This window comes from Pseudomonas sp., assembly GCF_002796985.1.
Classification (GTDB): domain Bacteria; phylum Pseudomonadota; class Gammaproteobacteria; order Pseudomonadales; family Pseudomonadaceae; genus Pseudomonas.
Map to the genome: position 1 here is coordinate 1 of NZ_PEKX01000004.1, position 23,390 is coordinate 23,390.

Below are 23,390 nucleotides of genomic sequence, written 5' to 3' on the forward strand. Positions count from 1 at the left end.
CTATGTCTCCCGACACCTGTTACCCATGTGTCCCGGCAGAACACTGCGCTCCACCCATCCTACCGATCACCACTCCACTCTCCACGCGGCTGGGCGGTTCGCGAGCAAGCTCGCTCCTACAGGTGTTCTCCTACCAAGTTCTGCGCAAAAAAAACGGGCCCGAAGGCCCGCTGCTAAACGAGGGTGTTGCTCTCTACTTCAATCAATGCGCGATGCACACCGACTTGATCTCGGTATAGGCCTCGACCACGGCGCGGCCGAACTCGCGGCCCATGCCCGACTGCTTGACGCCGCCGAAGGGCATGCTCGGGTCAAGCAGCACGTGGGCGTTGACCCACACGGTGCCGGACTCGATGCGCGGGACCATGTTCATGGCCTTGCTCAGGTCGTTGGTCCACAGGCTCGCACCCAGGCCGTATTCGCTGTCGTTGGCCATTTCGATGGCCTGCTCGTCCTCGTCGAACGGCAGCACCGCCAGCACCGGGCCGAACACTTCGTCACGGGCCACGGCCATCTGCATGGTCACGTCGGCCAGTACGGTGGGCTGCACGTAGAAGCCGCTGCCGCCAACCTGCTCGCCACCGCAGACGATGCGCGCGCCCTGCTCGCCGGCACGGGTGATGTGGTCGAGCACGCTGCGCTGCTGCTTGGCGGAAACCAGCGGGTTGATCTGTGCGGTCGGGTCCATGCCCTCGCCCAGGCTCATGCCGGCCACGGCGGCGGCCAGTTTCTCGACGAACTCGTCGTAGCGCGAACGGTGTACGTAGAAGCGCGAAGCCGCGGCGCAGACCTGGCCGTTGTTCAGCAGGCCGCCCAGCAGCGCGCCCTGCACGGCGTTATCGATGTTGGCGTCGGCAAGGACGATCATCGGGTTCTTGCCGCCCAGTTCGAGGGCGAAGCGGGTCATGTTCTGCACGGCAGCCAGGCCGACGCTGCGACCCACCGCGGTGGAGCCGGTGAAGGAGACCTTGTTGACCAGCTTGTGGCTGGCCAGGCCGCCACCGATGCGCGGGCCGTCGCCGGTCACCAGGTTGAACACACCCGCCGGCACGCCGGCCTCGAAGGCCAGTTCGGCCAGACGCAGAGCGGTCAGCGGGGTTTCCGAGGCGGGCTTGATCACCACACTGTTGCCGGTGGCCAGCGCCGGGATCAGCTTCCACACGGCGATCATCAGCGGGAAGTTCCACGGCACGATGCCGGCGACCACGCCCAGCGGCTCGCGACGGGTGTAGGCGGTGAACTTGGCGCCGGGCGGCAGCGGGATGGAGACGTTCAGCGACTGGCCTTCGATCTTGGTCGCCCAGCCGGCCATGTAGCGCATGAATTCGACGGTGGCGCCGACATCCAGCATGCGCGAGATGTTGATCGACTTGCCCTGGCTGAGGGTTTCCAGCTGGGCCAGCTCCTCGCCGTTGGCTTCCACCAGGTCGGCGAAGCGCAGCAGGATACGCTCGCGGTCGGCCGGGCGCAGGTCGGCCCAGACGCGGGATTTGTAGGCGGCCTGGGCGGACTTCACGGCGCGGTCGAGCAGGTCGGTATCGATGTCGGCGACGCTGGAGATCGCCTGGCCGGTGGCCGGGTTCAGCACGTCGGTACGGGCGCCCTCGGGCACCACCCAGGCGCCGTCGATGAAGCAGCCATGCTTGCGCGCCAGGAAGGCAGTGACCTGAGGCAGGGTCTGTGTGACGTTCATGGTCTCTCCTGATGGATCAGTGCTGCTGGCTCAGCCAGCAGGTGAGCGCCCGCCGCTCGGCCACGTCGGCCAGGCCTGCAAAGGGCATGTAGGTTCCGGGCACGGCGGCCTGGGGCTGGCTGACGAAGGCGTCGAGGTTGTCGCGCGACCAGGTCGCGCCCTTGCCCTTCATCGCCTGGGAATAGCTGAAGCCGGCGAGCGAACCGGCCATGCGGCCGACCACGCCATGCAGGTTGGGGCCCATCATGCCGGGGCCGTCGGCCTTGGCGGTGTGGCAGATCGAGCAGTCGCGGGCGAACACGGTTTCGCCCTGCTGGGCGTCATTGGCCGGGCAATCGCCGGCGTACGCCAGCAGCGGTTGCAGTAGCGCACCGGCCAGCAGCAGGCCGAGGGCGCCGAATCGGAGCTTGTTGCGGGACATCGGGACATCACCTTCGAGTACAGCTTTGCGGCCGGATGGCGCGCGTCATCGAAGGTGATTGTTGCCAGCGGCGCTGGGGAGGGTCTTTTCCTCTGTGCCAGACGTGTTGGCGGGAGTGCCAGGATGGCGGGAAAAGTGAGCGGTCTTACAAGATCAAGTGCCCCTCACCCTAACCCTCTCCCGCAAGCGGGAGAGGGGACCGTTCGGTGCAGGAGGAAACCATGGCGTCAGCCGGCACGGACTGCCCCCTCTCCCTGCGGGAGAGGGCTGGGGTGAGGGGCAAACACCTGCACAAGACTACCGAGGGATACAGTTGTTCTCGCTAAGCGCAGCTCAATTCGCGTAACGCTTGCGGTACTCGCCCGGCGACACCCCGAAGCGGCCCTTGAAGGCCGTGGAGAAGTAGCTCGAATCGGAGAAGCCCCAGGCATAGCCCAGCGCCGACAGCTTCTGCTCGAACTGGGCGTTGCGCAAGGTCTCGGCGCAGAAGTCCAGGCGGCGGTTCTTGATGTACTGCGCCACCACCAGGCCCTTCTTGGCGAACATGCGGTACAGGCCGCGCACCGAGATGCCCACTTCGCGGGCGATCAGCTCGGGGCAGAGTTCTTCGGCACCGATGTGCTGGTCGATGAAGGCGGTGGCCTTGCGGAACATCCGCTCGTGGTTGTCCTGCTCGGCGTCCTGGCCCGCCAGCGCCGGGCGCAGCAGGGTCACCAGGGCGTCCAGGGTCGCCTCGCTCTCCAGCATGCCGAGGCTTTCCTGCTGGCTGGTCTCGACGATCAGGCGGTTGGCGAGTACGGCGATCGGCGAGCTGGCCGGGATCTTCGACGCGCAGGTCACTTCCGACATGCGCAGGCTGCGTTCGATTACCTGGCGCGGCAGGATCAGCGAGAGCTGCCGGGATTCCTCCAGGTAAGTCATGTCGCTCGGCCGGCTGGCATCGATCAGGCTGATGTCACCGCGCGACAGCTCAACGCGGTTGTCACCCTGCTCCAGGCGCGAACGCCCTTCGAGCTGGAACACCGCGTAATAATGCCCGCCCGCGCTGGTGCCGACTTCCTTGCTGCTCCGGTACAGGTGCACCTGAGCCATGTCGACCACGCTGAGCTTGATCGCACCGCCCTGGTATTCGCGCAACCGTCCATGGAACTGGGGGCCGAGGGTGCGCGCATCGAAACGACCGCACGCCTGGTTGACCTGTCCCAGCCACGCCTCGAAGGCGTCATCCCTCAATGTCGATGAAGAATTCATGACCTGCAGAGCCTCACACGCATTGTTTGTTGTTATTCAGCGACGGCCTCCAGGGCCTGTCGTCATTGTCCGTCGCGGTTCTTCTCGGGAAGACCCCGCGCCGGTGTCCTCGCTCTGCAATCGCAGGGCTGCAAAGCGAGAGGCATCTTTCACGCCAACTCCTGTCAGTTCAATCCGCCGAAGCGTTTGTAGAAGCTTTCGCCGACGTCCGGTAGGGGGCCGTCGGCGGTCTCCAGGCTGCGGTTCAGCCAGTCCTCGGCCTTGGCGTGGATCAGTCGGTAGATATTGCGGCACAGCTGCCGCGCCGCGCGCCCTTCCCAGTCGCCCGGCAATAGCTCATCGGGCAGTTGTGGGTCACGCAGGAGCAGCCGGCGGTATTCGTGGATCAACAGGGTGCGCGCCAGGAAGCAGTCTTCCGGGCGCAGCTGCTCCTGCTCGCGCAGCGCCTGCCAGAGCGGGCGGAACAGCTGGATGAACTCGCTGTAGTGCTCGCCCAGCTCGTCGATCTTCCAGCTCTCGCGCACCTGCATGCGCATGGCGCGGGAGGCCAGCACGTCCTGGGCGCGGGTTTCGAAAACGATGCAGTCTTCGGCCACGTCCAGGTCCTGCAGGGTCGCCATGACGTCGCTGCGGTCGGCGCGCGGGCAGGCCATGACGGTCGGCGAGATGGCGCCGAAGCCTTGCCATTCCAGCTCCTCGCGGACCTGCTTGCGCTTGTCGGCGGCGATCTGCGCGAGCATCACCAGGGTCCAGGAACCGTCCCAGGCCGGCAGGCTGGAGCTGTAGACGCGCTTGAAGGCCTTCTCGAAACGCCGCCGGCCGGTGCCGGTCAGGCTGTAGTAGCTGCGCCGGCCGACCTTCTCGGCGGTCAGCCAGTCTTCCTTGGTCAGGCGGAAGATCGAGGTGCGGATCAGCCGCTCGTTGATGCCGAACGGCTCCAGCAGATTGATCAGGCTACCCAGCCAGACGGTGCCGCCATGGGGTTCGATGGCATCGCCATACAGGGTGATGATCAGCGAGCTGGCGCGGATCGGCGTCTGTTCCTGGAAGCGATTGATCAGCTGATTCAGCGGTGCTAGAGCGGTCATGGCACGTTGCGCAGTCGAAGGAGCGGCGACTATACCTGCCCGCCGCACCGCCTGGCCATTGGAGCGAACCCCAGTACTCATGCGTCCTTCCCCGCCCCTGTCTTGGGCCGGAAACCGGAATCGCCCAGGCGCGCGCGCTCTTCTTCTATTTCCGTCAGCGGCTGGCATTCCACCAGGCTGGTGATGCAGCGTTTGGCCAGGGCCTGGTATTCCTCGGTGCCACGGCGTTTCCAGGCAATCTCCTCGTCGCTCAGGCTGCGTTTGACGCTGGCCGGCGCGCCCATCACCAGGCTTTGCGGCGGGCAGTCGAACTTGGCTTTGACGAACGCGGCGGCTGAAACGATGGAGCGCGCGCCGATCCGGGCGTAATCCATGACCACGGCATTCATCCCTACCAGGGCGTCCTCGCCGATACGGCAACCGTGCAGCACCGCGCCGTGGCCGATGTGGCCGTTGCGCTCGACGACGGTATCGCTGTCCGGGAACCCATGCATGACGCAGGTATCCTGGAGGTTCGCGCCTTCTTCGAGGACGATCCGCCCGAAGTCGCCGCGCAGCGCCGCCAGCGGGCCAACATAGCAGCCGGGGCCGACAATGACGTCGCCGATCAGTACGGCGGTGGGATGGACATAGGCGGTCGGATGAACGACCGGGCGCACACCTTCGAGGCTGTAGCAGGGCATCGGGTTCTCCTGTGGCGCTGCCGGCGTTCCGGCATCACCGCACAAAGCGATTTGTTCTTTTGCAAATTTTGTATCACATCAAAACAAATACCTCCAATCTAAATCTGACGTATCACTTCCGGATGACGTCGACAGGACGGAAAGAAGGCTTACCAAACCAGCAAATACGCTGCATGGAAGACAGACTCCAACCACTATGGATACCCAATCGGTGGCACCGGAAGAAATACTTTAGACACGCGATTCAACTTTTGTAGTTGTTTTTCCGTATCGCTTTAGGCCTATACTGCGGAAAGGCCGGAGACGGGCAACGCCTGCCTCCCATAATTCCAATACAGCCGGCCATGCAGCCGCGCGTGCAGCCTGAGGACGATGTCATGCCTCGCACCCTTGCCGTTCAGATGCCTGAAGCGGGCGTCCGCCTGATTACCCTGCAGCGCCCCGAAGCGCTGAACGCCTTGAACACCGAACTGCTCGGCGAACTGGCCGCCGAACTCGACGCCGCCGAGCAGGACAGCGAAACCCGCGCCGTGGTGCTGACCGGTAGCCGCAAGGCCTTCGCCGCTGGCGCCGACATCAAGGAAATGGCCGAGCGCGACCTGGCCGGCATCCTCAATGACCCGCGCGTCGGCTACTGGCAGCGCATTGCCGCCTTCTCCAAGCCGCTGATTGCCGCCGTCAATGGCTTCGCCCTGGGCGGTGGCTGCGAGCTGGCCATGCACGCCGACATCCTTGTCGCCGGCGAAGACGCGCGCTTCGGCCAGCCGGAAATCAACCTCGGCATCATGCCCGGCGCCGGCGGCACCCAGCGCCTGCTGCGTGCCGTGGGCAAGCCGCTGGCGATGCAGATGGTGCTCACCGGCGAAGCCATCGACGCTCGCCACGCCCAGCGCGCCGGCCTGGTCAGCGAAGTCACCCAACCCGAATTCACCGTCGAGCGCGCCCTGCAGATCGGCCGCAGCATCGCCGCCAAGGCGCCGCTGGCCGTGCGCCTGGCCAAGGAAGCACTGCTCAAGGCACAGGACACCGATCTGGCCAGCGGCCTGCGCTTCGAACGCCACGCCTTCACCCTGCTGGCTGGCACCGCCGACCGCGACGAGGGCATCCGTGCCTTCCAGGAAAAACGCAAGCCGGCCTTCCTTGGCAAATAAAAGCCAAGGCCACTGAGCGTCAGCCCCCTTTCTGCCAATTGATGGAGCGAGTCCGCCCATGAACTTCGAGCACATCCTGTTTTCCATCGAGGACGGCGTCGCCCTCCTCAGCCTGAACCGCCCGGAGCAGCTCAACAGCTTCAACGCCGCCATGCATGGCGAAGTGCGCGAGGCGCTCAAGCAGGTCCGGCAGAACCCGGAAGCCCGCGTGCTGCTGCTGACCGGCGAGGGCCGTGGTTTCTGCGCCGGGCAAGACCTGTCCGACCGCAACGTCGCGCCCGGTGCCGAAGTGCCGGACCTCGGCCAGTCCATCGAGCAGTTCTACAACCCGCTGATCCGCACCCTGCGCGACCTGCCGCTGCCGGTCATCTGCGCGGTCAACGGCGTGGCCGCCGGTGCCGGGGCGAACATCCCGCTGGCCTGCGACCTGGTGCTGGCGGCGCGCTCGGCCAGCTTCATCCAGGCCTTCTGCAAGATCGGCCTGATCCCCGATTCCGGCGGCACCTGGACGCTGCCGCGCCTGGTCGGCATGGCCCGCGCCAAGGCGCTCGCGCTGCTGGGCAATCGCCTCTCCGCCGAGCAGGCCGAGCAATGGGGCCTGATCTACCAGGTGGTGGACGACGCCAACCTGCGCGAGGAAGCCCTCAAGCTCGCCCGCCACCTGGCGACCCAGCCGACCTACGGCCTGGCCCTGATCAAGCGCAGCCTCAACGCCAGCCTGAACAACAGCCTCGACGAGCAGCTGGAGCTGGAGCGCGACCTTCAGCGCCTGGCCGGCCGCAGCGAGGACTACCGCGAGGGCGTGTCCGCCTTCATGGAAAAACGCACCCCCAGCTTCAAGGGCCGCTGATCGATGAGCGCACTTTCGAAAGACGCAAACGTCGCAGTGATCGGTGCCGGCGCCATGGGCGCGGGCATCGCCCAGGTCGCCGCGCAAGCCGGCCACCCGGTGAAGCTCTACGACAACCGCCCCGGCGCCGCCGCCCAGGCCATCGACGGCATCGACCGTCAGCTCGGCCGCCTGGTGGAGAAAGGCAAGCTCGACGCCGCCGCCCGCAGCGCCATCGTCGCCCGCCTGCAACCGGTAGAGACCATCGAGGCACTGGCCGATTCGAAGCTGGTGATCGAGGCCATCGTCGAGAACCTGGAGGTCAAGCGCGGCCTGTTCCAGCAGCTGGAAACGCTGTGCGCCGACGACTGCATCCTCGCCAGCAACACCTCCTCGCTGTCCATCACCAGCCTGGCGGCCGGCCTCAAGCGCCCGCAGCAAGTGGTCGGCATGCACTTCTTCAACCCGGCGCCGCTGATGGCGCTGGTGGAAGTCGTCTCCGGCCTCGCCACCGATCCGGAGCTGGCCGACAACCTGTATGCCACCTCGCTGGCCTGGGGCAAGAAGCCGGTTCACACCAAGTCCACGCCCGGCTTCATCGTCAACCGCGTGGCGCGCCCCTTCTATGCCGAAAGCCTGCGCCTGCTGCAGGAAGGCGCAGCCGACTGCGCCACGCTGGATGCGCTGATGCGCGATGCCGGCGGCTTCCGCATGGGCGCCTTCGAGCTGACCGACCTGATCGGCCATGACGTCAACTACGCCGTCACCTGCTCGGTGTTTGCCGCCTACTACGGCGACTTCCGCTTCCAGCCATCGCTGATCCAGAAGGAACTGGTGGACGCCGGCCGCCTCGGCCGCAAGAGCGGCCGGGGCTTCTACGACTACGCCGAAGGCGCCGAACGCCCGCAGCCGGCGAGCCTGAGCAGCACCGCCAACATCACCACCTGCGTCGTGGAAGGCGACCTGGGCGTCGCCCAGCCGCTGGTGCAGCGCCTGAAAGACGCTGGCATCCAGATCATCCAGCGCGCCGGCAGCGGCCTGCTGCGGGTGGGCGATGCGGTTATCGCCCTCTCCGACGGCCGCCTCGCCAGCCAGCGCGCCAGGGAAGACGGCCTGCGCAACCTGGTGCTGATCGACCTCGCACTGGATTACAGCAAGGCTTCGCGCCTGGGCATTTCCGCCTCGGCGGATACCACGCCCGCAGCGCTGGATCAGGCGGTCGCCCTGCTTGCCAAGGCCGGCATCACCGCCAGCCGCCTGAGCGACACGCCCGGCCTCGCCGTGCTGCGCACCGTCGCCATGCTCGCCAACGAAGGCGCCGATGCGGTGCTGCAAGGCGTGGGCAGCGCCGGGGACATCGACCTCGCCATGCGTGCCGGCGTGAACTACCCGCAAGGCCCGCTGGCCTGGGCCGGGCAGATCGGCATCGGCAACGTGCTGCGCGTGCTGGACAACCTGCAGGCCGCCTACGGCGAGGACCGCTATCGCCCGTCCCTGCTGCTGCGCCGCCTGCATGCCGAAGGCGCGTATGCCAAGGAGAGCTGCTTCCATGACTGACGCCACCCAACTGGCCCGCGACTGCGCCGAAGCCATGTACGAGCGCGACCAGGCCACCCGCCGCATGGGCATCCAGTTGCTGGATGCCGGCCCGGGCAGCGCGAAGCTGTCGATGCGCGTGCGCGAGGACATGATCCAGGGCCACGGCACCTGCCACGGCGGCTACCTGTTCGCCCTCGCCGACTCGGCCTTTGCCTTCGCCTGCAACAGCTACAACGACGCCACCGTGGCCATCGGCTGCAGCATCGATTACGTGGCGCCAGCCCGCGAAGGCGACGAGCTGATCGCCAGCGCCTTCGAGCAGAGCCGCAGCGGCCGCACCGGCAATTACGACGTGCGCATCGAGAATTCCCAGGGCCAGCTGATCGCCCTGTTCCACGGCAAATCCTACAAAGTGCGCGGCACCGTGCTGGCGCAGGAGACCTCCGAATGAGCGATATGACCGACGCCCTGATCATCGACGCCGTACGCACACCCATCGGCCGCTACGCCGGCGCGCTGTCCGGCGTGCGCGCCGACGACCTCGCGGCGATCCCGATGAAGGCCCTGATGCAGCGCCACCCGGAGCTGGACTGGAGCGCCATCGACGACGTGATCTTCGGCTGCGCCAACCAGGCCGGCGAAGACAACCGCAACGTCGCCCACATGGCCTCGCTGCTGGCCGGCCTGCCGGTGAGCGTACCCGGCACCACGCTGAACCGCCTGTGCGGCTCGGGCCTGGACGCAGTCGGCAGCGCCGCGCGCGCCCTGCGCTGCAACGAAGCCGGCCTGATGCTGGCCGGCGGCGTGGAATCCATGTCCCGCGCGCCGTTCGTGATGGGCAAGTCCGAGCAGGCCTTCGGCCGCAGCGCGGAAATCTTCGACACCACCATCGGCTGGCGCTTCGTTAACAAGTTGATGAAGAACCAGTTCGGCATCGACTCCATGCCCGAGACGGCGGAGAACGTCGCCGAGCAGTTCAACATCAGCCGCGCCGACCAGGACGCCTTCGCCCTGCGCAGCCAGCACAAGGCCGCCGCCGCGCAAGCCAACGGCCGCCTGGCGAAGGAAATCGTCCCGGTGGAAATCCCCCAGCGCAAAGGCCCGGCCAAGGTGGTCGAGCAGGATGAGCACCCGCGCGGCGACACCACCCTGGAGCAGTTGGCCAAGCTCGGCACGCCGTTCCGCGACGGCGGCAGCGTCACTGCCGGCAACGCCTCGGGCGTCAACGACGGCGCCTGCGCCCTGCTGATGGCGACCCCGGCCGCTGCCGCACGCCACGGCCTGAAGGCCCGCGCCCGCGTGGTGTCCATGGCCACCGCCGGCGTCGAGCCGCGCATCATGGGCATCGGCCCGGTGCCGGCGACCCGCAAGGTGCTGGAGCTGGCCGGCCTGTCGCTGAACGACATGGACGTGATCGAGCTGAACGAAGCCTTCGCCGCCCAGGGCCTCGCGGTCCTGCGCGAGCTGGGCCTGGCGGACGACGACGCGCGGGTAAACCCCAACGGCGGCGCCATCGCCCTCGGCCACCCGCTGGGCATGAGCGGCGCGCGCCTGGTCACCACCGCCCTGCATGAACTGGAGGAGCGCGGCGGCCGCTACGCGCTGTGCACCATGTGCATCGGCGTCGGCCAGGGCATCGCCCTGATCATCGAACGCATCTGATCCATCGGCGGGATCGAACCCCGCACCGCCAGTCGCCCCAGTGCAGCGACTGGCAGGCAGAGCAAAGTCTCTGGCACGGGTTCGAATCCTTCCGCGAACGGGGGCGCTATGCTGCTCCCATGACACTCGCAGCCCTCACCGGGGCTGGCGTACAAGAACAAATCGAGTGAACCCATGAACATGTACCATGATGCCGAACGTGCCCTGCTTGACCCGATGGAAACCGCCAGTGTCGACGAGCTGCGCCAGCACCAGCTGGAGCGCCTGCGCTGGAGCCTCAAGCATGCCCACGACAATGTCCCGCTGTACCAGAAGCGCTTCGCCGAGGCCGGCGTAAACCCGGACGACCTGACCTCCCTGGACGATCTCGCCAAGTTTCCCTTCACCGGCAAGAACGACCTGCGCGACAACTACCCCTACGGCATGTTCGCCGTGCCGCAGCAGGAGATCGTGCGCCTGCATGCCTCCAGCGGCACCACCGGCAAACCCACCGTGGTCGGCTACACGCAGAACGACATCGACACCTGGGCCAACGTGGTCGCCCGCTCCATCCGCGCCGCCGGTGGCCGCAAGGGTGACAAGGTGCACGTGTCCTACGGCTACGGCCTGTTCACCGGTGGCCTGGGCGCGCACTACGGCGCCGAGCGCCTGGGTTGTACCGTGATCCCCATGTCCGGCGGCCAGACCGAGAAGCAGGTCCAACTGATCCGCGACTTCCAGCCGGACATCATCATGGTCACCCCGTCCTACATGCTCAACATTGCCGACGAGATCGAGCGCCAGGGCGTCGACCCGCACAGCCTCAAGCTGCGCCTGGGCATCTTCGGCGCCGAGCCGTGGACCGCCGAGCTGCGCCGCGCGGTCGAGGAGCGCATGGGCATCACCGCGCTGGACATCTACGGCCTCTCGGAAATCATGGGCCCGGGCGTGGCCATGGAGTGCGCCGAGACCAAGGACGGCCCGACTGTCTGGGAAGACCACTTCTACCCCGAGATCATCGACCCGGCGACCGGCGCCGTGCTGCCCGACGGCGAATACGGCGAGCTGGTGTTCACCTCGCTGTCCAAGGAAGCGCTGCCGATGATCCGCTACCGCACCCGCGACCTGACCCGCCTGCTGCCAGGCACCGCGCGACCGATGCGACGCATCGACAAGATCACCGGGCGCAGCGACGACATGCTGATCATCCGCGGCGTCAACGTCTTCCCGACCCAGATCGAGGAACAGGTGCTGAAGATCCGCCAGCTTGCCGAGTGCTACGAAATCCATCTGCACCGCAATGGCAACCTCGACTGCATCGACATCCACGTCGAACTGCGCCACGACCTGCAGAACCTCTCGGCGGACGAGCAGAAGGCCATCGGCAGCGAGCTGGGCAAGCAGATCAAGACCCACATCGGCGTCAGCGCCCGTGTGCTGGTGCAGCCCAGCCACAGCCTCAAGCGCTCGGAAGGCAAGGCCTGCCACGTTTACGACAACCGGCCCAAGGGCTGAGTGTCGGCGTGATCGAACAGCCCCGCTTCGGCGGGGCTTTTTCTTTGCGGTTTTCAGCGCCGCCCCATCCTTGCCGGCGAACCGCACTCTGCCGAGGTTTTGCAGTGGGCGGCTGGGGATCGTGGACGGAGTCCGCTTGTGTCTGCCCTCTCCCCCTGCCCTGGCTGCGCGCCCCGCTCCGAAGGGAGAGGGAGCCATCCGAGCCGGCTGACGCCATAGTTTCAGCCGGCACCGATCCAGTCCCCTCTCCCTTCATGGGGGGGACGCCTAGTCAGAGGGTTAGGGAGAGGGAAACACAGGCACGGGCTATCCAGAGGAAGACAGTCGGCCCTCGTCGGGCTAAGCCGCAACGCTCACGATCGAAGCCGGGCCCGCAGGGCCATTGGGAAAAAAGAAAACGCGGCCGGAGCCGCGTTCGACGAAGGCCGTCGCCCGAGGAAGTGGGCACGGAAGCGGACGGCCGCCCGAGCGGGCGCGTCGACACAAGGGATGCCTGGTGGAGTTCCAGGCGGAACACCAGAGAAGGGAGCCGGCGAACCTGATGGGGGAAGGCCCGCCGGCTTGCAGCAACGCTTTAGAAGAAGCCCAGCGGGTTGATGTCGTAGCTCACCAGCAGGTTCTTGGTCTGCTGGTAGTGGTCGAGCATCATCTTGTGGGTTTCGCGGCCGACGCCAGACTTCTTGTAGCCTCCGAACGCGGCGTGGGCCGGGTACAGGTGGTAGCAGTTGGTCCACACGCGGCCGGACTGGATGCCCCGGCCCATGCGCCAGGCGCGGTTGATGTCGCGGGTCCAGACCCCGGCGCCGAGGCCGAACTCGGTGTCGTTGGCAATCGCCAGGGCTTCGGCTTCGTCCTTGAAGGTGGTCACGCCCACCACCGGGCCGAAGATTTCCTCCTGGAACACGCGCATGCCGTTATGACCCTTGAGCAGCGTCGGCTGGATGTAATAGCCGCTGGAAAGATCCCCCTCCAGGCGCTCACTGGAGCCGCCGGTGAGCAACTCGGCACCCTCGCTCTGGGCGATGTCGAGGTAGGACAGGATCTTCTCGTACTGCTGCTGCGAGGCCTGGGCACCGACCATGGTCTCGGTGTCCAGCGGGTTGCCGCGCTTGATCGCCTTGATCTTCTTCATCACCTCGGCCATGAACGGCTCGAAGATCGACTCCTGCACCAGCGCCCGCGACGGGCAGGTGCAGACTTCGCCCTGGTTGAAGAAGGCCAGCACCAGGCCCTCGGCGGCCTTTTCGATGAAGGCCGGCTCCGCCTGCATGATGTCCTCGAAGAAGATGTTCGGGCTCTTGCCGCCCAGCTCCACGGTGGACGGGATGATGTTCTCCGCCGCGCAATGAAGGATGTGCGAGCCAACCGGGGTCGAGCCGGTGAAGGCGATCTTGGCGATGCGCTTGCTGGTGGCCAGCGCCTGGCCCGCTTCCTTGCCGAAGCCCTGGACGATGTTCAGCACGCCCGGCGGCAGCAGGTCGCCGATGATCTCGGCCAGCAGCATGATCGACAGCGGCGTCTGCTCGGCCGGCTTGAGCACCACGCAGTTGCCGGCGGCCAGGGCCGGGGCGAGCTTCCACGCGGCCATCAGCAGCGGGAAGTTCCACGGGATGATCTGCCCGACCACGCCCAGCGGTTCGTGGATGTGGTAGGCGACGGTGTTCTCGTTGATCTCGGCAGCGCCACCTTCCTGCGCACGGATGCAGCCGGCGTAGTAGCGGAAGTGGTCGGCGGCCAGCGGCACGTCGGCGTTGAGGGTCTCGCGCACGGCCTTGCCGTTGTCCCAGGTTTCGGCGACGGCGAGCTGTTCCAGGTTCTGCTCGATGCGGTCGGCGATCTTCAACAGGATCAGCGAGCGGTCCTGCACCGAAGTGCGGCCCCAGCTGTCGGCAACGGCATGGGCGGCGTCCAGCGCGCGCTCGATATCCTCGGCGGTGGAGCGCGGGAACTCGGCAATCACCTCACCGTTCACCGGCGAGGTGTTGCTGAAGTACTGGCCCAGCACCGGCGCGACGAACTCGCCGCCGATGAAGTTGCCGTAGCGCGGTTTGAGGGTGACGACGGCGCCGGGGGTTCCGGGTGCGGCGTAGATCATGGCGATGCTCTCCTGTCGGTTCCCGGCCTCCATCGGCCAGGTCATGGGACGATCTTAGGCAGCGCCCTTCCCGGCCCGGAATGCACCCATGGGAGCGGTGGCTTACTCATTTGGTAGTAGAAGCGCAGAGCGACTTTTTGTAGGAGCGACGGGGACACCCTGTCGTTGCTCGCGAACGATCTCTGCTGTGATGCCGGGTTCGCGAGCAAGCTCGCTCCTACAGACCGTAGGGCGCATAACGCGCCAGCGTTATCCGCCCGGGCGTACTACACGAGCTGGAGGCGATTGTGGCGTTTGATTGAAGGGTGTCGCCTTCACACAAGCGTCAGGAGGAACACGTCGTAGGATGGCGTGGAGCGCAGCGATACCCATCGATTCCGAGCACCGACAGCATGGGTATCGCCTCGCTCCACCACGTCCTACGTTGGAGCCCCGTCGGCGAGACCGGCGCTGGGGTAGACATAGAATCTCCTACGTAGAGCCCTGCGCGAGGGAAACCCAGGCACGGAGTTTCAGAGAACGACAGTTACTCCTACAAGCTCACCAGCGCGCCGCAAGAAACTCCGCCACGCGCCGGTAGTACCCCTGCACCTCCGGCACCAGGTTACCCATGCGCAGGAAGTCGTGGGTCATCCCGCAGCAGCGCTCCGCCTCCACTTCCACGCCCTGCTCCACCAGTGCGTGGGCGTAGGCGAGGCCTTCGTCCAGCAACGGATCGAACTGGGCCGCAAACAGCAGCGCCGGCGCGCTGCCCTGCAGCGCCACACCAGCATGGACCGGCGAGCAGCGCCAGTCACTACGCTGCGCAACCTCAGGCACGTACTGCTGATAGAACCAGTCCAGGCTGGCCGTCTCCAGCAGATAGCCTTCGGCGAACAGCTCCTGGGATTCGCTGCGCGCACTGGCATCCGCCGCCGGATAGAACAGCAACTGCGCGCAGGGCTGCTCGGCGCCCTCACCCGCCAGCTCGGCGCAGAGCACGGTGGCCAATGTCGCGCCCGCACTGTCGCCACCCACGGCCAGTCGGCGCGGATTCAGGCCGAGGCTGGCGGCCGACTCCAGCAGCCAGCTCCAGGCATCGCGCGCATCGAAGGTCGCCGCCGGGAACGGCGCTTCCGGCGCCAACCGGTAACCCACCGAAATCACCGCGCAATCGCAGTGCTTGGCCAACCACCGGCACAGCCCGTCATGGGAGTCCAGGCTGCCGACCGTGTAGCCGCCGCCGTGGAAATACAGGATCGCCGCGTTACCAGAACCTACTGGCCGGTACAGGCGCACCGGCAGTTGCCGGCCCTCCCGCGCCGGGATCAGCAGCGCTTCCACCGGCATCGACGGCGCCCCGGCCCTGAGCGATTCCGAGGAAGCCTCGAAGTCCTGCCGCGCCTGCTCCAGCGGCAGTTCGTGCAGCGCCGGGCGACCCGCGCGGCGGCCGTCGTCGACCAGGTCCAGGAAGGCGGAAATCTCCGGGTGCAGCATGCCGACCTCTTTCATCATTGCGTTCATACCGTGGCTTGCTCCTGGCGCGCGCCGCTTTCCACCTGGGCGCAGCAATGGCTGATCACCCCTTCCAGTTCCGTGCGCAACTGCGCCATCAGCGCCTCGATGCGCGACGGGCGGAACACCCGGCGGCTGAACAGGCAGCGCAGGGTCAGCTCGCCGTCGTAGACCTGGCCGACGATCTCCAGCCAGTTGTTCATCGGCGTGCTGGCGGCATAGGTGTCGCCGGGTTTTTCCTGCAGCGGCACGAACAGCGCCTTCTCGTCGAAGCTCTGGTCGAACTGGCCGAGGTAGTTGAAAGTGACGCGCGGCTCGGCGCGCGCGGCGAGCTGGCGACGCAACGCGCTGTCGCCCAGGTAACGCAAGGCGCCGTAGCCGATGCCCTTGTCCGGCACCGCGCGCAGTTGCTGGCGGATCGCCGGGATGGCCTGGGCGAAGTCGCCCTGTCCCGGCGTGAGTCGTAGCGGGAACAGGCTGGTGAACCAGCCCAGGGTGCGGCTGTGATCGACGGCATCGAGGATGTCCTCGCGGCCGTGGCCTTCCAGGCCGATCAGCACCGACTCGCTGTCGCACCAGTGGCACAGGGTGCGGCCGAGGGCAGTCAGCAGCAGGTCGTTGATCTGCGTGCGATAGGCCTCCGGCGCCACCTTCAGCAGGCGCTGGGTCTGCTGGCGGTCCAGGCGCAGGAACAGCTGCTCCAGATGCGCCATGCGCTCGGCGCCGCGCGGGTTGTCGCGCGGCGGCTCGCCAAGGCCAGCGGTGTCGGTCTGCTCCAGCCAGTACGGCAGGTCGGCCTGGGCCAGCTGGCTGTCGGCGTAGTTGCGCAGACCTTCGGCCCAGGCACGGTAGGCGCTGGTGCGTTCGAAGCTCGGCGCCGGCTCGCCAATGAGCTGCGCGGCATAACGCTGCTGCAGCTCCTCCAGCAGGATGCGCCAGGACACGCCGTCCACGCCCAGGTGGTGGATCACCAGCAGCAGGCGCTGGGTGCCGTCGGCCATGTCGGTGAGCACACCGCGCAGCAGCCGGCCTTCGCCCAGATCCAGGCTGCGCTGCGCCTGGTTGGCGATCAGCAGCGCCTCCTCGGCATTCGCCGCCTGACGCTGCCAGAGCAGTGCACCGGTGATCTCGCCGGCCTCGCGATAGCGCTGGCGCCACAGGCCGTCAGTCCCACGGGCGAACGACAGACGCAGGCTGCCATGCTCGGCCAGCAGGCCTTGCAGTGCCGCTTCCAGCGCCTCGGCGTCGAGACGCTGGCGGCACTCCAGCAACACGGCCTGGTTGAAGTGGTCCGGCTCCTCCAGTTGTTGCTCGAACATCCATTGCTGGATCGGCAGCAGGCCGAAGGATTCACCGTCGTCGGCCACAGCCACGGTCGCTGTCGGCGCCGCTTCGGCAACGCTCTCGGCGCGCTCCAGCAGGCCGGCGATAGTCTGGTACTGCAACAGGTCGCGCAGGCGGATTTCCACGCCCTCGCCCAGCGCCTGGCGGGCGCGGGAGACGATCTGCAGGCTGAGGATGGAGTCGCCGCCCAGGTCGAAGAAGTTGTCGCGGACGCCGACGCGCTCCACTTGCAGCACGTCCTGCCAGATGATCGCCAGGGCACGCTCGCGCTCGTTGCGCGGTGCCTCGTAGGCCTCGCCCTGCCAGGTCGGTTCGGGCAGCGCCTTGCGGTCGATCTTGCCGTTGGGCGACAGCGGGAAGCGCTCCAGCCGGAGGATCTGCGCGGGCACCATGTAGTCCGGCACCTGCTCGCGGAGGAAGTTGCGCAGCGTATCGCCTTCCGCTGCACCGACCACATAGCCGACCAGCTGCTTGCCGCTGATACCGTCGCGAGCCACCACCAGTGCCTCGCTGACCTGCGGGTGATCCTGCAGGCGCGCCTCGATCTCGCCCAGCTCGATGCGGAAGCCACGAATCTTCACCTGGTGGTCGATGCGCCCGACGTAGTCGATCACGCCATCGGCACGGCCGCGCACCAGGTCGCCGCTGCGGTACAGGCGGCCACCTGCCTGCTCTTGTGATAGGTCGAACGGATCGGCGACGAAACGCTCGGCAGTCAGCCCGGCGCGTTCGTGGTAGCCGCGCGCCAGGCCATCGCCGCCGATATACAGCTCGCCGGCGACGCCCAGAGGCACTTGACGCAGTTGCTCGTCGAGGATGTACAGCTTGCGCGCGCCGACACCCTTGCCGATGGGCGCATAGGCGGCATCGCAGGCGGTCGCGCGGTCGGCCTTCCACAACAACGGCGTGACCACGGTTTCCGTGGGGCCGTAGCCATTGATCAGGTGCTCGGCACGCAACGCGCGCTTGGCCAGTTCGAAGCTGGCGTTGGGCACCGCATCGCCGCCGAAGCAGTAGATGCGCACCGGCGGCGGGTTGCCGTCACGCAGCGCATGCTCGGCCAGTTGCTGCAAGTAAACCGGAGGGAAGGCCGCCACGCTCACCTGTTTGTCGTGCAGTACACGGTAGGTCTGCTCCGGGGTCCACAACTCGTCGCCACGCAGCACCAGGCTGCCGCCGTGCACCAGCGTGGTCAGCCAGCGCTCATGGGCGCCGTCGAAGGCAAAGGACATGAAGTGCAGCTCGCGGGTCGCGGCGTCCATCCGGTACAGCTCGCCAATGGCCGCACAGTGCATGGCCAGCGGGCCATGGCTGACCGCCACGCCCTTGGGCTTGCCGGTGGAGCCGGAGGTGTAGATCAGGTAGGCGAGGTTTTCCGGCTCCAGCGCCACCACTGGCAGGTCGCTGTCTTCGCCGGTCAGATCAAGACTATCGAGTTCCAGACAGGCCACACCCGCCGGCAGCGGCAGGCGCTCGCGCAGGCGGCTGTCGGTGATCAGCAGCGCGATACCAGCATCGGCCATCTGGAATTCCAGGCGCTCGCGCGGGTACTCGGCGTCCAACGGCACGTAGGCGCCGCCGGCCTTGAGCACCGCCAGCAGCGCCAACGGAATGCGCACGCTGCGCGGCAGGGCCACGCCAACGCGGACTTCCGGGCCTACACCGAGGGCCATCAGGCGATGGGCCAGACGGTTGGAGTCGCGCTCCAGCGCCGCGTAGTCGATCTCTTCATCGCCGCAGATCAGCGCCACCTCATCGCCACGCAGCAAAGCCTGGCGGGCGATGGCCAGGTGCACCGGCTCGGCCGGCGGCAGCGACTGCTGCGGGCCACGGCAGGCGGCCAGGGCCGTGCGGTCGCTGGCGGACAGGCACTGCAGCTCGCCGACGCGCTTGCCGGCGCCGTGCAGCAGGCTGTCCAGCACCTGCTCCATATTGCCGCGCAGACGTGCCACGGCGGCGGCGCTGAAATGCGCGCGCAGGTACTGGTACTCGATCTCCAGACGCTCGCCGACGCGCACGGCGAGGTCCATGGGGATGCTGGTCTCGTCCTTCGACTTCAGCTCGCCGAAACGCGGGCCCTGGGCGCTGCGCAGTACCTCGTCGACCGGGTAGTTCTCGAACACGATGATGCTGTCGAACAGCGCCTGCCCGGCCTGGCCGGCCCAGCGCTGGATGTCATACAGCGGCGTGTGCTCGAACTCGCGCACGTCCAGGTTGTAGGCCTGCAGCTCGCGCAGCCAGTCGCCGAGGTCGGCGTGCTCGGCCGGCGCCTGGACGATGGGCAGCGTGTTGATGAACAGGCCCAGCAGGCTGTCGGCGCCGGCCAGTTGCGCGGGACGCCCGGCCACGGTGGCGCCGAAGGCCACGCGCTGCTGCCCGGTGTAGCGCTGCAACAGGAGAATCCACGCCGCCTGCACCAGGGTGTTGAGCGTCACTCGCTGGCTGCGGGCAAAGGCCTTCAGGCGCTCGGTGGCCGCCGCGTCGTAGCGGCTGTATTCCAGGTCGTGGCCGCTGCCTTCGGCCGGGCGCGCCAGGCTGTCGGCAAGCACGGTGGGCTGGGCGAAGCCTTGCAGGCGCGCGCGCCAGAAGTCCTGGGCCTGCTGCTGGTCCTGCACCTGTAGCCAGTGAATGTAGTCGCGGTAGCGGCCCTGCTCGGCGATGCTCTCGCCGTTGTAGCGGCGCAGCGCCTCGGCGAACAGCTGGGCGTTGCTCCAGCCATCGAGCAGGATGTGGTGATGGGTGTAGACCAGTTGGTGGCTGGCCTCGGCACTGCGTACCAGCACCAGGCGCAGCAGCGGCGGCCGTTCCAGGTCAAAGCTGCGGCTGCGCTCGGCGGCAGCCAGTTGGTCCAGCGCCGCGTCCATTTCCTCGCGGCCACGCCAGTCGAGGACTTCAAGCGGCAGCTCGACGTGTTTGTGCACGGCCTGTACCGGCTGTCCGTTGGCTGTCCCAACAGCATGCCAATGCACGCCGGCACGCAGGTTGTCGTGGGCATCCAGCGCGGCCTGCCAGGCGGCGCGGAAGCGCTCCACATCCAGGTCCTGCACCTCCACGCGCAGCTGGTTGACGTAGACGCCGCCCTCGCTGCCATCCATGCCGTGGAACAGCATGCCCTGCTGCATGGGCGACAGCGGGTAGAGGTCTTCGATCTGGTCTGGATTCAGACCGAGTGCGGCCAGTTGTGCGGCGTCCGGTGCCTTGATGGCGGCAACGGCAACCGGCGTATCAATTGCTACCAAGTCACCGGCGACACGGGCCAGCGCCTGCAGCGTCTGGTGCTGGAACAGGTCCTTCGGGCTCAGTTGCAGCCCGGCGGCGCGGGCGCGGCTGACCACCTGGATGGAGACGATGGAGTCGCCGCCCAGCTCGAAGAAGTTGTCGTCCAGCCCCACCCGCTCCAGGCCGAGCACGGCGCGCCAGATGGCCGCCAGGGTTTGCTCGCGATCGCTTTCCGGCGCGCGGAAGGTCTTCTGCAGCAGACTGAAGTCCGGCTCCGGCAGCGCCTTGCGATCGAGCTTGCCGTTGGGGGTCAGCGGCATGCGTTCGAGCGGGACGATCTGCGCGGGGACCATGTAGTCCGGCAGCTCCTCCAGCAAGGCGGCGCGCAGGTCGCTGCCCCGCTCATTCAAAAGAGGGCCCGTCACGTAACCCACCAGTTGTTTCACCTGCCCCGCGTCGCGGGCGATGACTACTGCCTCGCGCACGCCGGGCTGGCCGAGCAGGCGTGATTCGATCTCGCCCAGTTCGATGCGGAAGCCGCGAATTTTCACCTGATGATCGATGCGGCCGAGGTACTCCAGCACGCCGTCGGCGCGCCAGCGCGCGAGGTCGCCGGTGCGGTACATGCGCGCGCCGAGTTCCCTACCGTAGGGATCGGCAACGAAGCGCTCGGCGGTCAGTTCCGGGCGCCCGTGGTAGCCGCGCGCCAGGCCGTCGCCGGCGATGTACAGCTCACCCGCTACACCGATAGGTGCCGGTTGCAGCTCGCTGTCGAGGATGTACAGCTGGGTATTGGCGATGGGCTTGCCAAGCAGCGCACGGGCGCCCTTGTCGATCTTCCAGGCCGCCGACCAGATGGTGGTTTCGGTGGGGCCGTAGAGGTTCCAGAGCGCTTCGCCGCTCTCTTTATCGAAGCGTGCGGTGAGCTTGTCCGCCAGTTCGGCGGACAGCGCCTCGCCACCGCAGAAGAAGCGGCAGCCGCTCAGGCGCGGGAAGTCCTCGTGGCCGCTGAGCAGCGTCCAGGTGCTCGGGGTTGCCTGGATCACCGTCACGCCCTGCTCCAGCGCCACACCGAGCAGGCGCGACGGGTCGCGGGCAACGTCGCGGTCGACCAGCACCACGCGGCCGCCGACCAGCAGCGGCAGGTACAGCTCCAGCGCGGAGATATCGAAGGACAGCGAGGTCAGCGCGAGCACGCGATCCTGCGCACCCAGGCCCGGCTCGCGGGCCATGCTCAGCATGAAGTTGACCACCCCGCCGTGGCGCACCGCAACGCCCTTGGGCTTGCCGGTGGAGCCGGAGGTGTAGATGACGTAGGCGAGATTGTCGGGCTGCGCCAGGTTCTCCAGATCGCTGTCGGCGTAGCCATCCAGCTGCGCCCAGTCGCGGTCCAGGCAGAACGCGCGGGCACCCGATTGCGGCAGCTCGCCGAGCAGGTGCTGCTGGGTCAGCAGCAGACGCACGCCGCCGTCTTCGAGCATGTGCGCCAGGCGTTCGGCGGGGAATTCCGGGTCCAGCGGCACGTAGGCGCCGCCGGCCTTGAGCACCGCCAGCAGGGCCACCGGCAGCTCCACCGAGCGTTCCAGCGCGACGCCGACGCGGCTGTCGGGGCCGACGCCCTGCTCGCGCAGCCAGTGCGCGAGGCGGTTGGCACGGCTGTTCAGCTCGGCGTAGCTGAAGCTGCGCTGGCCGTCGGTGAGCGCCACGTCCGCGGGCGAGCGCTGCACCTGCTGCTCGATCAGCTGGTGCAGGCAGGCGTCGCGCGGGTAGTCCATCGCGGTGGCGTTCCAGCCGTAGAGCAGTTGCTCGCGCTCGCTGCCATCCAGCAGCGGCAGGCGCGCCACCGGGCAGTCCGGGTCGCGCACCAAGGCATGCAGCAGGTTGAGGAAATGCCCGCCGAGGCGTTGGATGGTCGCCACGTCGAACTGGTCGGTGGCGTACATGAACTGCCCGCGCACCTGGCCGTCGCGGCTTTCCTCGGTGTTCAGGGTCAGGTCGAACTTGGCGATGCCGCTGTCCAGCTCCAGGCTTTCCAGTTGCAGGCCGCCGGGCAGCTCGCGCAGGGCGTCGCGGCGGCTCGGCTGGTGGTTGCAGGCCACCTGGAACAGCGGGTTGTAGCTCAGGCTGCGTTCGGGTTGCAGCGCGTCCACCAGTTGTTCGAACGGCAGGTCCGGGTTGGCCTGGGCACCCAGCACCGCTTCGCGGGTGCGGGCGAGGAAGGCGTTGAAGGATTCATCGCCGTCGATGCGCGCCGACAGCACCTGGGTATTCACGAAGAAGCCGATCAGCCGCTCGCTCTCGGCGCGGCCACGACCGGCGATGGGCACGCCCACGCGCAGCTCGCGCTGGCCGCTGCAGCGCGACAGCAGCAGCTGGTAGGCCGCGAGGATCAGCATGAACAGCGTGGCGCCCTGCCCCCGCGCCAGTTCGCGCAGGGAGTCGCTGAGCGCGCGCGGAAGCTCGAAGTCGAAGGTAGCGCCGCGATAGCTCTGCACCAGCGGGCGCGGCCGGTCGCCCGGCAGGGTCAGCAGCAGGGATTCGTCGCCCAGCTGCTGCTTCCAGTAGGCCAGCTGCCGCTCGCCCTCGCCGGCCGCCAGCCACAGGCGCTGCCAGCGAGCAATGTCGCTGTACTGGATCGGCAAGGCTTCCAGCTCGGCCTGGGTGCCTTGCAATTCAGCGCTGTACAGGGCTGCGCTGTATAACCTGGAGAAGTCATCGATCAGCACACCGATGGACCAGCCGTCGGCAATGATGTGGTGCAGGTTCACCAGCAGCAGCGCTTCGCCCGGCAGGCGTGCCAGGTGCAGGCGCAGCAACGGGCCTTCGGCGAGGTCGAAGGAGCGCTGGGCGCATTGGTTGAGCCATTGCCGCGCCTCGGCTTCGCTGCCGAAATCCTTCGCCTCCAGATGCGCCGGTCCCGGCGGCAGGATGCACTGCATCACCTCGCCATCTGCCGCCTTACCCGGCCCACCTTGCGGCGGATGACGCTGCGCGTCATTCGCCTTACCAGAGCAATCCTCTGCCGTGCCATCCGCCCCCCGTAGGGCGCATAACGCGCCAGCGTTATCCGCCGGATCATCGTGCCCGCCACCTGCGCTGCGGAATACGGTGCGCAGGCTTTCATGGCGCGCGATCAGCGCGGCGAAGGCCCGCTGCAGCGCACCCTCGTCCAGCGCGCCGCGCAGGCGCACGGCGGCGGGGATGTTGTAGGCGGCGCTGTGCGGCTCCATCTGCCAGAGGAACCACAGCCGCGCCTGGGCCGCCGAGAGCGGCGCGTGCTGGCGCCCCTCACGCAGGATCGGCAGGCGCGACAGGCTCACGCCTTTCTCGCGCAGCTGACGCAGGAAGATGATCTGCTTGTCCTCGGGCAGCGCGCCCAGGCGCTCCGCGACCTGTTTCAGCTGGGCGTCCATCGGCTGGTTCATTC

The 23,390-nt window shown here is 67.4% G+C and carries 14 protein-coding genes; 6 read left to right on the forward strand and 8 right to left on the reverse strand.

The window, feature by feature from the left end; genetic code table 11:
- Positions 1 to 202 precede the first annotated feature (202 nt).
- The 5 genes from CTR55_RS03120 to paaY form a co-directional block, all read right to left on the reverse strand.
- Positions 203 to 1,693: an aldehyde dehydrogenase family protein gene (locus CTR55_RS03120; RefSeq protein WP_296284089.1), complete on the reverse strand. Its 1,491-nt coding sequence runs from the start codon at positions 1,691 to 1,693 to the stop codon at positions 203 to 205.
- Between the two features lie 16 nt (positions 1,694 to 1,709).
- The gene (locus tag CTR55_RS03125) at positions 1,710 to 2,114 is read right to left on the reverse strand and encodes a c-type cytochrome (protein ID WP_296284090.1); all 405 of its coding nucleotides are present in this window, start codon (positions 2,112 to 2,114) and stop codon (positions 1,710 to 1,712) included.
- Between the two features lie 333 nt (positions 2,115 to 2,447).
- Positions 2,448 to 3,365: a transcriptional regulator FeaR gene (gene feaR, locus CTR55_RS03130; RefSeq protein ID WP_296284091.1), complete on the reverse strand. Its 918-nt coding sequence runs from the start codon at positions 3,363 to 3,365 to the stop codon at positions 2,448 to 2,450.
- Between the two features lie 164 nt (positions 3,366 to 3,529).
- Complete coding sequence (paaX, locus tag CTR55_RS03135; protein ID WP_296284092.1) at positions 3,530 to 4,453, reverse strand: phenylacetic acid degradation operon negative regulatory protein PaaX; 924 nt, start codon at positions 4,451 to 4,453, stop codon at positions 3,530 to 3,532.
- Between the two features lie 77 nt (positions 4,454 to 4,530).
- The gene (gene paaY / locus CTR55_RS03140; RefSeq protein WP_296284093.1) at positions 4,531 to 5,136 is read right to left on the reverse strand and encodes a phenylacetic acid degradation protein PaaY; all 606 of its coding nucleotides are present in this window, start codon (positions 5,134 to 5,136) and stop codon (positions 4,531 to 4,533) included.
- Positions 5,137 to 5,513: 377 nt separating this feature from the next.
- On the opposite strand from paaY, the gene paaF reads away from it, so the two are divergent.
- The 6 genes from paaF to paaK all read left to right on the forward strand — a co-directional run bounded on the left by paaF (position 5,514) and on the right by paaK (position 11,811).
- Positions 5,514 to 6,287 (forward strand): 2,3-dehydroadipyl-CoA hydratase PaaF, encoded by a 774-nt coding sequence (paaF, locus tag CTR55_RS03145; protein WP_296284094.1) that lies wholly within the window; start codon positions 5,514 to 5,516, stop codon positions 6,285 to 6,287.
- Positions 6,288 to 6,345: 58 nt separating this feature from the next.
- Positions 6,346 to 7,137: a 2-(1,2-epoxy-1,2-dihydrophenyl)acetyl-CoA isomerase PaaG gene (gene paaG / locus CTR55_RS03150; RefSeq protein WP_296284095.1), complete on the forward strand. Its 792-nt coding sequence runs from the start codon at positions 6,346 to 6,348 to the stop codon at positions 7,135 to 7,137.
- Positions 7,138 to 7,140: 3 nt separating this feature from the next.
- Complete coding sequence (gene paaH, locus CTR55_RS03155) at positions 7,141 to 8,673, forward strand: 3-hydroxyacyl-CoA dehydrogenase PaaH (RefSeq protein ID WP_296284096.1); 1,533 nt, start codon at positions 7,141 to 7,143, stop codon at positions 8,671 to 8,673.
- Positions 8,666 to 9,106: a hydroxyphenylacetyl-CoA thioesterase PaaI gene (paaI, locus tag CTR55_RS03160; protein WP_225606059.1), complete on the forward strand. Its 441-nt coding sequence runs from the start codon at positions 8,666 to 8,668 to the stop codon at positions 9,104 to 9,106. Before paaH ends, paaI begins: the two co-directional genes overlap by 8 nt.
- On the forward strand, positions 9,103 to 10,317 hold the full coding sequence (gene pcaF / locus CTR55_RS03165) for a 3-oxoadipyl-CoA thiolase (protein ID WP_296284097.1): 1,215 nt from the start codon (positions 9,103 to 9,105) through the stop codon (positions 10,315 to 10,317). Before paaI ends, pcaF begins: the two co-directional genes overlap by 4 nt.
- Positions 10,318 to 10,491: 174 nt before the next feature.
- Complete coding sequence (gene paaK / locus CTR55_RS03170; protein ID WP_296284098.1) at positions 10,492 to 11,811, forward strand: phenylacetate--CoA ligase PaaK; 1,320 nt, start codon at positions 10,492 to 10,494, stop codon at positions 11,809 to 11,811.
- Between the two features lie 574 nt (positions 11,812 to 12,385).
- Here the strand turns inward: paaK and CTR55_RS03175 are convergent.
- The 3 genes from CTR55_RS03175 to CTR55_RS03185 form a co-directional block, all read right to left on the reverse strand.
- On the reverse strand, positions 12,386 to 13,906 hold the full coding sequence (locus tag CTR55_RS03175; RefSeq protein ID WP_296284099.1) for an aldehyde dehydrogenase family protein: 1,521 nt from the start codon (positions 13,904 to 13,906) through the stop codon (positions 12,386 to 12,388).
- A 540-nt stretch (positions 13,907 to 14,446) separates the two neighbouring features.
- Positions 14,447 to 15,409, reverse strand: a complete 963-nt coding sequence (locus tag CTR55_RS03180; protein WP_296284100.1) for an alpha/beta hydrolase — start codon at positions 15,407 to 15,409, stop codon at positions 14,447 to 14,449.
- Positions 15,406 to 23,388 carry a non-ribosomal peptide synthetase gene (locus CTR55_RS03185; protein WP_296284101.1) on the reverse strand — a complete coding sequence of 2,661 codons (7,983 nt, stop codon included), beginning with the start codon at positions 23,386 to 23,388 and terminating at the stop codon, positions 15,406 to 15,408. Before CTR55_RS03185 ends, CTR55_RS03180 begins: the two co-directional genes overlap by 4 nt.
- Positions 23,389 to 23,390: the final 2 nt, after the last annotated feature.